Origin of the sequence: Mycobacterium sp. UM_11 (assembly GCF_001414075.1) — a bacterium.
Classification (GTDB): Bacteria; Actinomycetota; Actinomycetes; order Mycobacteriales; family Mycobacteriaceae; genus Mycobacterium.
The window spans coordinates 1-14145 of the sequence record NZ_LATC01000115.1; the positions used below are offsets into that span (position 1 = coordinate 1).

The 14145-nt window shown below is 70.6% G+C and carries 12 protein-coding genes; 3 read left to right on the forward strand and 9 right to left on the reverse strand.

Going from position 1 to position 14145, the window contains the following annotated elements:
* Positions 1-737 (forward strand): acyl carrier protein (locus WU80_RS21320; RefSeq protein ID WP_231633883.1); only part of this gene is annotated, 737 nt, incomplete at its 5' end.
* Positions 738-861: 124 nt separating this feature from the next.
* Positions 862-1923, forward strand: coding sequence for a type III polyketide synthase (locus WU80_RS21325; RefSeq protein WP_055405834.1), 1062 nt, complete (start codon positions 862-864; stop codon positions 1921-1923).
* Here WU80_RS21325 and WU80_RS21330 read toward each other — a convergent pair.
* The 9 genes from WU80_RS21330 to WU80_RS21370 form a co-directional block, all read right to left on the reverse strand.
* The gene (locus WU80_RS21330; RefSeq protein WP_082459994.1) at positions 1920-3212 is read right to left on the reverse strand and encodes a cytochrome P450; all 1293 of its coding nucleotides are present in this window, start codon (positions 3210-3212) and stop codon (positions 1920-1922) included. The genes WU80_RS21325 and WU80_RS21330 overlap by 4 nt on opposite strands.
* 5 nt (positions 3213-3217) lie before the next feature.
* On the reverse strand, positions 3218-4990 hold the full coding sequence (locus WU80_RS21335) for an ABC-F family ATP-binding cassette domain-containing protein (protein WP_055405356.1): 1773 nt from the start codon (positions 4988-4990) through the stop codon (positions 3218-3220).
* A 19-nt stretch (positions 4991-5009) separates the two neighbouring features.
* Positions 5010-5729: a PAS and ANTAR domain-containing protein gene (locus WU80_RS21340; protein ID WP_055405357.1), complete on the reverse strand. Its 720-nt coding sequence runs from the start codon at positions 5727-5729 to the stop codon at positions 5010-5012.
* Between the two features lie 86 nt (positions 5730-5815).
* Positions 5816-6922 carry an enolase C-terminal domain-like protein gene (locus WU80_RS21345; protein WP_055405360.1) on the reverse strand — a complete coding sequence of 369 codons (1107 nt, stop codon included), beginning with the start codon at positions 6920-6922 and terminating at the stop codon, positions 5816-5818.
* Complete coding sequence (locus WU80_RS21350; RefSeq protein WP_055405358.1) at positions 6919-7926, reverse strand: SDR family oxidoreductase; 1008 nt, start codon at positions 7924-7926, stop codon at positions 6919-6921. Before WU80_RS21350 ends, WU80_RS21345 begins: the two co-directional genes overlap by 4 nt.
* A gap of 18 nt (positions 7927-7944) precedes the next feature.
* Positions 7945-9735 (reverse strand): glycoside hydrolase family 15 protein, encoded by a 1791-nt coding sequence (locus tag WU80_RS21355; protein WP_055405359.1) that lies wholly within the window; start codon positions 9733-9735, stop codon positions 7945-7947.
* Positions 9728-11431: a GMC family oxidoreductase gene (locus WU80_RS21360; protein WP_055405835.1), complete on the reverse strand. Its 1704-nt coding sequence runs from the start codon at positions 11429-11431 to the stop codon at positions 9728-9730. The genes WU80_RS21355 and WU80_RS21360 overlap by 8 nt, the downstream gene beginning before the upstream one ends.
* Positions 11431-12177, reverse strand: coding sequence for a gluconate 2-dehydrogenase subunit 3 family protein (locus WU80_RS21365; RefSeq protein ID WP_055405660.1), 747 nt, complete (start codon positions 12175-12177; stop codon positions 11431-11433). The genes WU80_RS21360 and WU80_RS21365 overlap by 1 nt, the downstream gene beginning before the upstream one ends.
* Before the next feature lie 5 nt (positions 12178-12182).
* Positions 12183-12662, reverse strand: a complete 480-nt coding sequence (locus WU80_RS21370) for a hypothetical protein (protein ID WP_055405661.1) — start codon at positions 12660-12662, stop codon at positions 12183-12185.
* A 348-nt stretch (positions 12663-13010) separates the two neighbouring features.
* Between WU80_RS21370 and WU80_RS21375 the strand changes: the two genes are divergently transcribed.
* The coding region (locus WU80_RS21375) for an HNH endonuclease signature motif containing protein (RefSeq protein WP_055405662.1) at positions 13011-14145 on the forward strand (1135 nt) is incomplete at its 3' end.

Genomic DNA, 14145 nt, shown 5'->3' on the forward strand with positions numbered 1-14145 from the left:
CCACCGAACTGCCGATCTCGGTGGTCACCATGGCCAAGGACGGTCCCGAGGTCGCGTCGCTGCTGACTGCGGCCGGCCGGCTGTTCACCGCGGGCGTCGCCGTCGATTGGCCGGCCGTGTTCGCCGGCTCGGGGGCGCGGCGAATCGACCTGCCGACGTATGGCTTTGTCCGCCAACGGTTCTGGCTCGGCAATGCGCGGGATGCGCTGCCCGCCAAGCCGACCCGATCGCCCGACCTGGCCGAACAGTTGCACGCCCTGCAGCCGGGTGAGCAGCGCCGGCGGCTGGTCGAGCTGGTCTGCGAGCACGCGGCCGCCGTGTCGGGGCATCCGGACGGCCGGGCCATCGACCGCGATCGCGCCTTCGCCGATCTGGGTTTCGATTCGCTCACCGGCGTCGAATTGCGCAACCGGCTCACCACCGCGACCGGGCTTGCGCTGTCGCGGACCCTGATCTTCGACTATCCCTCTCCCGCCCAGCTGGCCGAGCATCTGCGCCAGCAGCTGTTCCGCGGCGACCGAGGCGAATCCGACGAGGAGAAGCTGTGGTCGGCGCTGCGCACGATCCCGATCGCGGAGCTGCGGCGAACCGGCCTGCTCGACAAACTCCTGCTGCTCGCCGGCCGGCCGGAAGACGTTGGCGCCGAGCCGGTCACCGACATGATCGACTCGTTGAGTCCCGAAGCTTTGATCGCGATGGCGCTCAACGCCGGCGAGGACGAGGACGCAAAACGATGAAATGCCAACGCAATAAGACACATGTCGAATACGGCGACTTTTTGCCGGATCACCGGGAACCGCCTAGACTTTCCGAAATAGCGAAAGTCCCGTGTGAGCTGGGATGTAAGCAAAAGGGTTGGGCATGAGCGTCATCGCGGGCGTATTCGGGGCGTTGCCGCCGCATCGCTACAGTCAGGCCGAAATCACCGACCAACTCGTCGAATTCCCCGCGCTGAAGGAGCACGAGGAAATCGTTCGGCGGCTGCACGCCGCCGCCAAGGTCAACAGCCGCCACCTGGTCCTGCCGCTGGAGCGCTACGCGTCGCTCACCGATTTCGGCGAGGCCAACGAGGTCTTCATCGAACACGCCGTCGAACTCGGGTGCCGGGCGTTGCTCGACGCGCTCGACGAGGCGGGCCTGCAGCCGCAGGACATCGACATGATCGCCACCACCACGGTCACCGGCGTGGCGGTGCCGTCGCTGGACGCGCGCATCGCCGGACGGCTGGCCCTGCGCCCGGACGTGCGCCGGGTGCCGCTGTTCGGGCTCGGCTGCGCGGCCGGCGCGGCGGGGGTGGGCCGGCTGCACGACTATCTGCGCGGCGCGCCGGACGGCGTCGCGGTCCTGGTGTCGGTCGAGCTGTGCTCGCTCACCTTCCCGTCGGTCAAGCCGACCGTGTCGGGCCTGGTGGGCACCGCCATGTTCGGCGACGGGGCCGCGGCCGTGGTCGCCGTCGGCGACCGCCGCGCCGAGCGGCTGAGCCCAAGCGGGCCCGACATCGTCGATTCGCGCAGCCGCCTCTACCCCGAATCGCTGCACATCATGGCCTGGAACGTCGATACGACCGGGCTGCACCTGGTGATGTCGCCGGAGCTGACGAACCTCATCGACCGCCACCTGGCCGACGACGTCAGCCGGCTCCTCGGCGCCCACGGGTTGACGAAGGACGACATCGGCGCCTGGGTGGCGCACCCGGGTGGCCCCAAGGTCATCACCGCGATCGGCAACAGCCTCGAGCTGCCCCCGGAGGCCCTCGAGCTCACCTGGCGCTCGCTGGGCGAGATCGCGAACCTGTCCTCGGCGTCGGTGCTGCACATCCTGCGAGACACCATCGCCAAGCCGCCGCCGGGCGGCAGCCCGGGGCTGATGGTCGCGTTGGGGCCCGGGTTCGGCTCCGAGCTGGTGCTATTGCGCTGGCGCTAGCTCGATGATGGCGAGCCGCCAAGACGAACGACGTCGACGGTCAGCCCCGGCTTGGGGGACAGCGCCGCAAGGTTGGCCGCGCGGATCCGCTGCTCGGGCATGCGCAGCGTGGTCCGGGCGATCAGGCGGGCCAGCATGACGGTCATCTCGGTGGTGGCCATGGCCGCGCCGATGCAGCGGTGCAGCCCGCCGCTGAACGGGATGAACTCGTGGGGGGCGGGCTTGCGGTAACCCGGGGCGTCGGAATCCCACCGCTGCGGACGGAACTGCGTTGGCTCCGGCCAGATTTCGGGGAGCCGATGCGTGACGTACGGGCTGAAGATCAGCAATCGGCCCACCGGGATGCGGTGGCCGTCGAAGGACAGGTCGCGGATCACCCGGCGCGCCGAGATCACCCCGGGCGGGTACAGCCGCAGGGTTTCCTGGACGACGCCGTTGAGGTAGGTCAGCGCCGTGAGGTCGGCCGCGGCCGGGGGGCGTCCGTCGAGCACGCGCGCCACCTCGCCGGCGGCGGCGTCCCACGCGCCCGGCTGGGACAGCAGCGTGCAGATCGCCCACGCCAGCGCGCCGCTGGTGGTCTCGTAGCCGGCGGTGATCAGCGAGATGACGGCGTCGCGGATCTCGTTGTCGCTCAACGCATATCCCTCGTCGCCGCGGCCGTTGATCAGCATCGTCAGCATGTGGTCGTCGGGGGAGGGCTCGGCGCGCGCGGCGGCGATCTGGGCGTCGATCAGGTCGTCGATGCGTCGACGGGCGGCCACCGCCCGCCGCCAGGCCGGGGCGTTGAGCCGTTGCTGCAACGCGACAGCCTGCGGCAGTTGGTGAGTCAGGTCCAGCAGCGGCTGCAGTTGGCGCCCCAGGAAGTCCGAATGGGCGGCCAGGCGCGGCCCGAACAGGCTTTCGGCGGTGCTGCGCCGCACCGCGGAACGGCACTCGCGGTAGATGTCCAGCCGCTGCCCGGGCCGCCAGCCATCGATCACGGCGTCGATGTTGGCCACCATCGTGGCGACGTAGTCCTGGATCTGCCGGTGCCGCAACCCGGGCGCCACGACGCTGCGCCGGCGCCGGTGGTCGTCGCCGTCGCTGACGATCAGGGCGGTGGGCCCGTCGACGATGGCGAGGTTCTGAAATGTCAACCGCCAGCTGAACGCGTCGGCGTTGGCGAACACGAACTTGTTCGCCTCGGCCCCCAGCAGGTAGGTGTAGCCGTGCCGGCCGACCCCGGCGTCGATCACCGCGCCGCGCCGCCGGTACAGCGCCAGCAGGGCCTCGCCGGGCCGATAGGTCACCGGTTTCATTCCAGCGCCTCCGACAGCTCCAGCCAGCGGCTCTCCGTCGAGGCGACCTCGTCCTCGAGCGCCCGCAATTCCTGGGTGAGCCGGTTGATGCCGACGCGGTCCGACTGGTCGTGCCCTGCCAGTTCGTGGTGTTTGTCGGCGATCCGGTCGGCCAGGCGGGCGAGCTGGCGGTCGACGCCGGCCAGCTCCTTCTCCGCGGCCCGGCGCCGGGCCCCGGACATGACATGTTCCGGAGTCGAATCCCGCTTCGCCGCCGGCGCCGCGGTGCGCTCGGCGGCCAGCCGCAGGTACTCGTCGATCCCGCCGGGGAGGTGCCGCAACCGGCCGTCGAGGATGGCGTACTGCTGGTCGGTGATCCGCTCCAGCAGGTAGCGGTCGTGGGAGACGACGATCAGGGTGCCCGGCCACGAGTCGAGCAGGTCCTCGGTGGCGGTCAGCATGTCGGTGTCGACGTCGTTGGTCGGCTCGTCCAGGAGCAACACGTTGGGCTCGGACAGCAGCGTGAGCATCAGCTGCAGCCGTCGCCGCTGGCCGCCGGAGAGCTCGCCGATCCGGGCGGAGAGCTGGCCGCCGGCGAACCCCAGCCGCTCGAGCAGCTGGGCCGGCGTCACCTCGCGGCCCTCGACCTCGTACCCGCCGCGCAGCCGTCCCAGCACGTCGGCGATGCGGTCGTCGGCGAGCCCGGCCAGGGCGTCGCCCTGCTGGTCGAGCACGGCCAGCCGCACCGTCTTGCCGCGCTTGACGCGCCCGGTGTCCGGGGTGATGCTGCCCGCGATCAGCCCCAGCAGCGTCGACTTCCCAGCGCCGTTGGCGCCGACGATGCCGGTCCGTTCGCCCGGGGCGATCCGCCACTCGACGTCGCGCAGCACCGGGCGGCCCGCGAAGGCGACCGACACGTCCAGCAGGTCGATGACGTCCTTGCCGAGCCGGGCCGTCGCCAGCTTGGCCAGCTCGACGGTGTTGCGCAGCGGCGGCACGTCCGCGATCAGCTGGTTGGCCGCCTCGATGCGGAATTTCGGCTTCGACGTCCGCGCCGGCGCGCCGCGGCGCAGCCAGGCCAGCTCCTTGCGCATCAGGTTCTGCCGCTTGGCCTCCGCCGTGGCGGCCAGCCGGTCGCGCTCGACGCGCTGCAGCACGTAGGCCGCGTAGCCGCCCTCGAACGGCTCCACGATCCCGTCGTGCACCTCCCACGTCGTGGTGGCGACCTCGTCGAGGAACCAGCGGTCGTGCGTCACCAGCAGCAGCCCGCCGGTGTTGCGGGCCCAGCGCTGGCGGAGATGCTCGGCCAGCCAGGTGATGCCCTCGATGTCCAGGTGGTTGGTGGGCTCGTCGAGCGCGATGACGTCCCAGTCGCCCACCAGCAGCCGGGCCAGCTGAACCCGCCTGCGCTGGCCGCCGCTGAGCGTGGAGATCCGTGCGTCCCAATCGATGTCGGACGCCAGGCCGCCGACCACGTCGCGGACCCGCGCGTCGCCCGCCCACTGGTGTTCGGCCGCGTCGCCCACCAGCGTCCAGCCCACCGTGTGGGCCGGGTCCAGGGTGTCCGCCTGGCTCAGCGCGCCGACCCGCACACCGCTGCGCCGGGTCACGCGGCCCGAATCCGGGCGCAGCTCGCCGGTCAGCAGCCGCAGCAGGCTGGACTTGCCGTCGCCGTTGCGCCCGACGATCCCGATGCGCGCGCCGTCGTTCACGCCCAGCGTGACCGATTCGAATACCAGCTGGGTCGGATATTCGAGGCGGATGGCCTCGGCTCCCAATAGGTGCGCCACTGGCCCGACCCTACTGCGGTTATTCCAGGGTCAGCAGCGCCCGGTCGATCGCGCTCTGCGTCTCCGCCGACGCCGTGCTGGCCACCGCGTCCAGGAAGCGGCTGGCGAGGTCGCGCACCTTCAGGTTGGTTTCCTGGGAACGCCACACCAGGATGTCGAACGCCCGCTCCGCGGTGATCCCGTACGCGGACATCAGCACGCCCTTCGCCTGTTCGATCCGGGCGCGGGCGTCGGCCACCGCCGACAGCACGTCGGTGATGTCGGCGTGCAACGAGTCGGTGACGTCGACGTAGAACCCGGACGTGCCGATCACGGTGCCCTGGTCGTCGACCATCCGGTCGCCCGCGACGACGACGCAGTGGGTGTGCCCGTCGGCGTCGACGATGCGGTGCCGGCTGCTGAACGGCTTGCCCCGCAGCACCCGGTCCAGGACGGCGGCGACGCGCTCGCGGTCGTCGGGGTGCTTGTGCTTCAGGAACAGGTCCGTGGAGGGCTCGACCTGCCCCGGCCGGTAGCCGTGCATCCGGGCGACCGCGTCCGACCACTCCCAGCGGTGGTCGGCGAGAAAGAACCGGAAGCGGCCGACGCTCTGTGGATCGCCGAGGCCCAACACCAGGTCGACCGCGTTGAGGCCGTGGTCTTCGACGACGTCGGACATGAGCGCGTCGCACGCGCTCGCGTCGCGGGTGGGCTCGCCGTTGCGCCGCTGCACGGCCTCATCTTCAAAGTTCACGGTCATCGCGCGTGGCCTTTCAGATGCGTAACTATGTCCTACGGGTATCAATGCCCACTTTTGTGCGAAGCCATTCACCTATCAGGTTTTTATCAGGCTTTCCGGTACGGCTCGGCGTCGGCGTGTTTGAACTCGAGGCCCAGGCCGGGCCGGCATTGATCCGGCCGCAACGCGCCGCCGTCGGGGCCGAGGGCCCCCTCGAACAGCATGTGCTCGATGCGGTGGTGGTCGTGGAAGTACTCCAGGTGCCGCAGGTTGGGGATCGCGGACGCCACGTGCGCGTGCAGGTTCGGCGCGCAGTGCCCGGACACGTCGACGTTGTGGGCGGCCGCCACGGCCGCGGCGCGCAGCCAGTCGGTGATGCCGCCGCACCGCGTCACGTCGATTTGCAGGCAGTCGACCGCGCCCGCGGCGAGCATCCGGTTGAAGTAGGCCAGGTCGTAGCCGTACTCGCCGGCGGCGACGTCCGGCGTCACCTGGTCGCGCAACTCCCGCAACCCGGCGAGGTCGTCGGAGGACACCGGCTCCTCGAACCAGGTGACGTCGTGGTCGGCCATCGCGTGGGCCACCCGGATCGCCTGCTTGCGCCGGTAACCGCCGTTGGCGTCGACGTACAGTTCGACGTCCGGTCCGATCACCTTGCGCGACAGGGCGATTCGATCGAGGTCGCGGCGCTCGTCGGAGCCCCATGACTCGCCGATCTTGACCTTGACGCGCGGGATGTTCCACTCGTCGACCCAGCGCTCCAGCTGGGCCCGGGTGGCGCGCTCGTCATAGGTGGTGAAGCCGCCGCTGCCGTAGATCGGCACCGCGTCGTGCGCCATGCCGAGCAGCCGGCACACCGGCAGGCCCAGCAGCTTGCCCTTGAGGTCCCACAGCGCCGTGTCGACGGCCGAGATCGCGCACGACACCAGCCCGGGGCGCCCGTTGTTGCGCATCGCCCGCACCATCGCCTGCCACCGCCCGGGGACGTCGAGGGCGCCGTGCCCGATGATCTCGCCGGCGAGCGGCCCATTGATCAGGGGTGCGCACGCGCCGTCGGCGTAGGTGTAGCCGATCCCGTGCCGGCCGCCCGCCGCCACCTCGGCCAGCACCAGGGTGGTCGACGACCAGGACAGCGTGCCGTCGGCTTCCGGTGCGTCGGTGGGTATTTCATAGACCCGCGCGCTGACCTCGTCGATGCGCGCGTCGACGCTCATCGGGTCCACCGGCGCGCCGCGAGCCACGCGCCCAGCCCGGCCGCGCCGAGCGCGCCTGCGCCGCTGACGGCCGGGTGCTGCGACGCCCACAGCTGCGGGCTCAGCGCGTGGGAGTTGGCGTCGAACCCGCCGTGGGCGCCGTGGTCGCTGCCCGGCTCTTCGTCTTGCGGCTGCCACAGGTTGTGCGGCCGCCCCGCGCCGACGGGCTGGTCGGTCTGCTGCGAGTCGTATCCGGTGCGGCCCAGGTAGCGGTCCAGCAGCGGCGCGACGAACTTCTGCGCCAGCAACGTCACCATGGTGCTGTCGCCGACCCAATACTGTTTGCGCCCAGGATGATCGGCGGCGTACAGGACGCCGCGGGCGGCCACCTCGGGCTGATAGATCGGCGGCACGGGCTGGGGGTGGCGCGGCAGCCGGGACAGCACCCAGGAGAACTGCGGGGTGTTGACCGCGGGCATCTGGGCCACGGTGATCCGCACCTTCGAACCCTCGTGCAGCAGCTCGCAGCGCACCGATTCGGTGAACCCGTTGATGGCGTGCTTGGCGCCGCAGTAGGCCGACTGCAGCGGAATGGACCGCTGGCTGAGCGCCGAGCCGACCTGCACGATGGTGCCGCGGTCGCGCGGGCGCATCTTGGCCAGCGCCGCCATGGTGCCGTGCACGTAGCCGAGATAGGACACCTCGGTCACGCGTTTGAACTCCTCGGCGCTGATCTCGCTGAACGGCGCGAACACTGAGGTGAAGGCGACATTGACCCACACGTCGATGGGGCCGAAGGCGGACTCGGTCTCCTCGGCGGCGGCGACGACGGCCGCGTGGTCGGCCACGTCGGTGGGGATGGTCAGCGCCTTGCCGCCACCGGATTCGACGTCGCGGGCGGCGCCGTCGAGACCGGCGAACCCGCGGGCCAGCAGGGCGACGTTCGCCCCCCTCCGCCCGAACAGTTGGGCGGTGGCGCGGCCGATTCCCGCGCTGGCCCCGGTGATAACCACTGTCTGCGTCATTACAAATCCCCTTTCCGATCAGTCATGGTGGACGCCGTCGTCGGCGAGGGTGGCCGTGCATTCGAGCATCAGCGCGTGCGCGAACGCCTGGGGGAGGTTGCCGCGCAGCTGGCGCTGCCGGACGTCGTATTCCTCGCAGAACAATCCGGGCGGCCCGCAGGCGGCGCGGTTGCGTTCGAACCAACGCATCGCGCAATGCGCGTGTCCCAGTTGGTGTTCGGCGAGCGCCATCATGAATCCGCAGAGCAGAAACGCGCCCTCGGCGTCGCCCAGGTCCCGCTCGTCGTGCCGGAAGCGGTACACGAATCCGTCGTCGGTGAGTTGCGTGCGTACGGCGTCCAGGGTGGCGCGGGTGCGCGGGTCGTCGGCGGGCACGGCGCCGCGCACGGGCGCCAGCAGCAGCGACGCGTCGACCCCGGCCAGTCGCGGGCTGCGTTGCCAGTAACCACCCTGCGGGTGTAGGCCGGTGGCCGCGGTCTCGGCCAGGATGGCGTCGGCCAGCGAGGCGCAGGCGGCCACCTCGTGGCCGCCGCCCGCCACCTTCGCGATGGCGCGCAGCCCGGCCACGCACGCCAGGCGTGACTGCGTCCAGTGCTCGTCGTCGATCTCCCAGATGCCCGCATCCGGTTCGCGCCAGCGCTTTTGGATCGCCCCGATCGCGGTCTGCGCGGCCCGCCAACCCTCCGGGTCGAGCCGGCCGGCGTCACCCGCCCGGGCCAGCAGCTGCAGCGCCTCCCCGAACACATCGAGCTGGAATTGCTGGTTCACCCAGTTGCCCACCTTGTCGCTGCCGCCCGGGTAGCCGGGCAGGTCGAGGGCTTCCTCGGCCGGCACGCTCTCCCCGGTGACGGTGTAGGCGGGCTTGAGGTCGGGGCCGTGTTCGAGCAACCGGGCACCTACGAATCCGACCGCCCCGTCCAGCAATTCGGTCGCCCCGACGGTCGCGGCGGCGACGCCGGCGTAGACCTGGTCCCGGATCCACGCGTAGCGGTAGTCGTAGTTCCGGTTGGAGTGCGCGCGTTCGGGCAGGCTCATCGTGGCGGCGGCGACCATGCCGCCACCACTGCTGGTCAGCCCGCGCAGCACCGCGTAGGAGTGCCGCCCGTCGCGGGGGGCGATGGTGCAGTTCAGCTCCGGCATGCTGCGGTGCCACGCGGCCTCCGTTGCGTCCCAAGCGATGTCGGGATCCTGCGGCCGCTCGGGCAGCGCGCGCTCGGAAAGCTCCAGCACCAAATCGTGCTGACTGCCCTCGTCGACGGTGATCTCGCAGGTGAGCAGTTCGCCACGGCCCTGGCCCTTGACCGCACGCGCGTCGCAACCGCCGAGCCAGCGCCACCGCAACCGTCCCGACTTCCCGCTCCATACCCCGTCGTCGACGCTCAGGTCACCGGGGCCGTGCCGGCCGAACCCCGCGCTCGGCTGCAGCGCCACCCGCACGCGGGCGGTCCCGCGGCAGCCCTGCAGGCGGCGCAGCAGCACCGCCCGATCCGGGTCACCCGGAAAGGCCAGCGCCTCACGACATTCCACGATGCCGTCGCGGGTGATCCAGCGATTGCGCCAGATCAGGCTGCCCGGCTCGTAATAGCCGCCCCAGACGTGCCGCACGTCGGTCGGCGTGACCGCGTACACCCCGCCACCACCGATGAGGTTGGAGAAGACGGCGTCGGAATCCCAGCGCGGCGCGCACATCCATGCGACGTCGCCCTGGGGGCCGACCAGGGCGCCGCGCTCGCCGTCGGCGAGTAGCGCGTACTCGCGCAACACCCGGGGCGAGTAGGTCGCCTCGACGTCGATCGTGCGGTCAGCCACGGACCCCGGCCTCCGAGGGCCGCCTCGCCGGGGCGTCGCTGCGGATCTTCCCGCTCGCCATCCGTTCGGCCAGCCGCGAGGCCAACGCCATGATGGTCAACGCGGGGTTCGCCGAGCCCTGCGTCGGGCACACCGAGCCGTCGGCGAGGAACACGTTGGGAACGCCCCACACCCGGTGATCGGCGTCGACCACCGAGTTGTCCGGGCGGGTGCCCATGCGGGCCCCGCCGATCAGGTGTGCGAACCGCTCGATGGTCAGCACGTCCTGGGCGCCGGCCGCGTGCAGGATGTCGCCGATCACCTTGGTGGAGTAGGCCATGTTGGCTTTGTCGTTGTCGCACAGCGTGTAGTCGAACCGGGCCACCGGAAGGCCGTAGTGGTCGGTCTCGTCGGCAAGGGTGACGCGGTTGTCCGGCTGCGGCAACAGCTCGTTCAGCACGCCGATGGTGGCCCAGTGGTTGTAGTCGCGCATGTACTCCCGCAACGCCCGGCCCCAATGCCCTTCGGCGAGAACGTGTTCGGCCCAGCCGATCGGCATCGGGGACACGGTCTGGATGGCGAAGCCGCGGGCGAACCCCCGCGACGCGTCGGTCTCGTAGAACTGCTCCGAGGACACCTCCGGCGGAGGGGCCTTGTACATCCGGACCTCTTCGGACCATCGGCCCGCGGACTGCGTGGCACCCTGCACCATGACGTAGCGGCCGACCTGATCGTCGTTGTTGCCCAGACCGTTCGGGAACCGCTCGCTGGCGGAGTTGAGCAGCAGGCGCGGGGTCTCGATGGAATACCCGGCGATCGCGACGACCTTGGCCCGTTGCAGCCGTTCGGTGCCGCCGGCCTCGTCGTAGTAGACCACCCCGCGCGCGGCGCCGGTCTCGTCGAGCTCGACCCGGGCGGCCATGCAGTTGGCGCGGATCTCCACGGAGTGCGCCAGCGCATCCGGCAGGTGCGTGACGTACGGGCTGGCCTTGGCGTTGACCTTGCAGCCCTGCAGGCAGTAGCCGCGGTAGATGCAGTGCGGGCGATTACCGAAGGTGCCGTTGACAATGCCGACGGGCCCGACCCGCATCTCGATGCCGAGCTGCATGGCGCCCCGCCAAAGCTTGGCCGCGGCGCCCGAAATCGGATGGGGGGAGAAGGAATACCGATGGGGATAGCCCCAGGGCCAGTTCTGCCCGGCCACCGGCAACTCCAGCTCGATGCGCTCGTAGTGCGGGCGGATGTCCTCGTAGTCGATCGGCCAATCCGCCCCCACGCCGTCGAGCGTGTAGGTCTGCAGGTCGCTGGGATGGAAGCGCGGGGTGTAGCCCGCGTAATGGACCATCGAACCGCCCACGCCCCGCCCGGAGTTGTTCTTGCCCAGTTCGATTGGGTCGTCGCCGCCGATGATGCGCTTTTGCGTCCAATACAGGGCGTGGGAGCCCGCCTCGTCGGAGACCCAGTCCTCGTCCGGATGCCAGAACGGGCCCGCTTCGAGGATCACCACCCGCCAGCCCGCGCGCGCCAGCCGTTGGGCGAGCACCGATCCGCCGGCGCCCGCGCCGACGACCACCAGATCAACCTCGTCGTCGTCGGCGTAATGCCGCATGGTCTTTTCGCCGGGCAGGTCGCGCGAATGCACGTCGAGCAGGAAGCGCGAATCGTTGTCCTTCGGTCCGACCGCGCCCCTGAGCAGCCCGCGGAGTCGATCGCCCATCACAGCTCACCGCGCTGAACGACGCGAACCGGGTCTTCGTCCGTGGCACCCGGCCTCTCGAAAGGCTCGCGTGCGGCGGCGGGCCCGGTCGCGCCGCCGAGGCGCATGAAGCCGCGCGGGTAGGCGGGCCCGCCGAACCCGATCTCGTTCCAGGCCCATGGGTGGGAGTAGAAGCCGGACAACACCATTCGCATGCACACCGACCATGCGCGTTTGACGTTCAGGCGCGCCCAGGCACCGCCGTCCAGATCGGCCCGGGAGAACTTCTCGACGATCGCCTCGCGCGTCTCGGGGTCGGCGTCGGCGAACGATGCCTGGCCGTAGCGGCTGGAGGCGGTCTCGTCGAGGCCGCGCAGCACCAGCCGCCACGTGTCGCGGTCGTCGGGCATGTCGGCGTACTGGTAACCGTCGAGCCGCCCGTCGGCGAGCTTGGAGTCGACGGACTCGGGCACCGGCACGCGGGGTTCGCGGTCCTGCGCCAGCGCCGTGTCGCAGAACGCGCGCAGGCACGGCTCCTCTTCGGCGGTGAAGAACCGCAGTGGGCCCGGCGGTTCCAGCCGGGCCAGCACCACCTTCTTGGTGGCTGCGTCCCAAGTGTCGGTGGTCTCCAGCACGTCGTAATCCGGGTAGCGCCCGATCATCTGGGGCGTGACACCGCGGCGCTGCTTGGGCAGCCAGGACGGGTGCGGGGGTTTGCGATCCGCGCGCAGGTTGGGCAGGTGATCGGGGCGTGAGGTGTCGGCCATCGCGCTCAGCCCCGGAACCTTTCGCGCCGCAGGATCGAGGCCAGCAGTCCCATCGCCCCGACCATGCACATCAACCCCGGCGCCACGATCGGCGGGCCCATGGGCACGTTGTAGGACGCGTTCTTCCACCCGCCGGGTTTGCGGGCCACGCCCCGGGCGTGCAGGTATTCGCCCAGCAGGCCGTTGGCGGTGTAGATGCCCGCCGTGATCGGCAACCAGAGTTTGGCCCAGCGGCGCGAGAACACCCCGCCGATCCCGGCCACCACGACGGGTGGCGTCACCACGATCGGGCTCCACATCCACTTGTTGCCGAAGCTCGCCTTATAGTGCTCGAAATAGATTTCCGCCGTCGTGACCGCGGCCGCGATGGCCGTCAGCCCGGACAGCGAGCGTTCGAAGCGACCGTGCGCGACGTTGTAGAACGCCCGCTCGGCGAGGTGTTCGGCCTCGCCTGTGCGCCGTCCGCCGTTGCCTAACAACAACATCTGGTTTCCTTCCTGACTGGTCAGTTACTGGAGTCGCCGATGAGTGCGCGAAATAGGTTGCAAAAGAAAACGTTTTGGGTGCCGAGCCTGGCAAGTTGCCGTACTGCCCATGCGTCACCTCACCTGGAGAAACGAAACACGCCCAGGCGGCCACCGCGCGATGAAGGCTCGCGATGACCGGCCCAGAGAGCTGGCACGCCCAGCTGTGTGTTTCAACCGAAGTGGTCCCGACGGCGCGTCGTGACCGAGGCGCACCGGGTGCGTACCCGATCCCCGACGGTGTAAACAGTCCGACCGGTGTCGGATGGTGGCGCGTTCCTGTCCGGCCCGTCGTGTAGCATCGAACACATGTTCGAACGATGGCAAGCGTCGCCTCCGGCGCCGGAGTCGGCGGTCTTGCTGGGCCGCATGCGTGACGCCGGGCGGGCGGAGGCGCGGGCGGCCGCGGAACGTTTGGTCGCGGTCGCGGACTTGCTGGTGCTCCGGTGCCGGGAGTCGGGGGAGCGGGCGGACTGGGCGGCCGACGCGTGGGATGCGGTGGCCGCGGAGGTGGGCGCGGCGTTGGGCTGCAGTGTGGCGATGGCGCACAGCTATCTGCGGTATGCGATGGCGATGCGCGAGCGGCTGCCGCACGTGGGCAAGGCGTTCCAGGCCGGGGACATCGACTATCGGGCGTTTCAGACGATCGTGTTCCGCACCGACCTGGTCACCGACCCTGGGGTGTTGGAGCGGGTGGACGCGCGAGTCGCGGCGCTGCTGTCGCGACGGCCATCACTGACCCGCGGCGGGCTGGGCGCGGCGGTCGACCGGGTGGTGGCGCTGGTGGACGCCGACGCGGTGCGGCGGGCCAAGGAGGCGATCGACGATCGCTTTGTCGACATGCAAGCCAATGAGTCGGGGATGGCGTGGCTGACGGGCAGCGTGTTCGGCGCCGACGGGCATGCCCTGGATCGGCGGCTCGACGAGTTGGCCGCCGGCGTGTGTGGCGCCGATCCGCGCACCCAGCGGCAGCGGCGGGCCGATGCGCTCGGCGCGCTGGCCGCCGGTGCGGATCGGTTGGGTTGTCAGTGCGGGACGCCGGGCTGCGACGCCGGTGGGCGCACCGCGAGCAATGTGGTGATCCATGTGGTCGCCGAGCAGGCCACGGTCGGTGGCCGCGGCGCGGCCCCGGGTGTGCTGCCCGGCGTGGAGGGGCTCGTGCCGGCCGAGGTGATCGCCGAACTGGCGCGCACGGCCAAGCTGGTGCCGCTGAGCGCTCCGGCGCAGGCCGAGCCACGCTACATTCCCTCGGCCAAGCTGGCCGACTTCGTGCGGTGCCGGGACCTGACCTGCCGGGCGCCGGGCTGTGGTCGCCCGGCCGTCGACTGCGACATCGACCATACGATCCCCTACGGCGAGGGTGGGGCGACGCATCCGTCGAACCTGAAATGTCTTTGCCGCCAACATCATTTGCTGAAAACGTTCTGGGGCTGGCGCGACCAAC

Coding starts and splice junctions, on each gene's coding strand:
- WU80_RS21325 (WP_055405834.1), top strand. CDS start 862: ATGAGCGTCATCGCGGGCGTATTCGGGGCGTTGCCGCCGCATCGCTAC.
- WU80_RS21340 (WP_055405357.1), bottom strand. CDS start 5,729: ATGACCGTGAACTTTGAAGATGAGGCCGTGCAGCGGCGCAACGGCGAG.
- WU80_RS21345 (WP_055405360.1), bottom strand. CDS start 6,922: ATGAGCGTCGACGCGCGCATCGACGAGGTCAGCGCGCGGGTCTATGAA.
- WU80_RS21350 (WP_055405358.1), bottom strand. CDS start 7,926: ATGACGCAGACAGTGGTTATCACCGGGGCCAGCGCGGGAATCGGCCGC.
- WU80_RS21360 (WP_055405835.1), bottom strand. CDS start 11,431: ATGGGCGATCGACTCCGCGGGCTGCTCAGGGGCGCGGTCGGACCGAAG.
- WU80_RS21365 (WP_055405660.1), bottom strand. CDS start 12,177: ATGGCCGACACCTCACGCCCCGATCACCTGCCCAACCTGCGCGCGGAT.
- WU80_RS21370 (WP_055405661.1), bottom strand. CDS start 12,662: ATGTTGTTGTTAGGCAACGGCGGACGGCGCACAGGCGAGGCCGAACAC.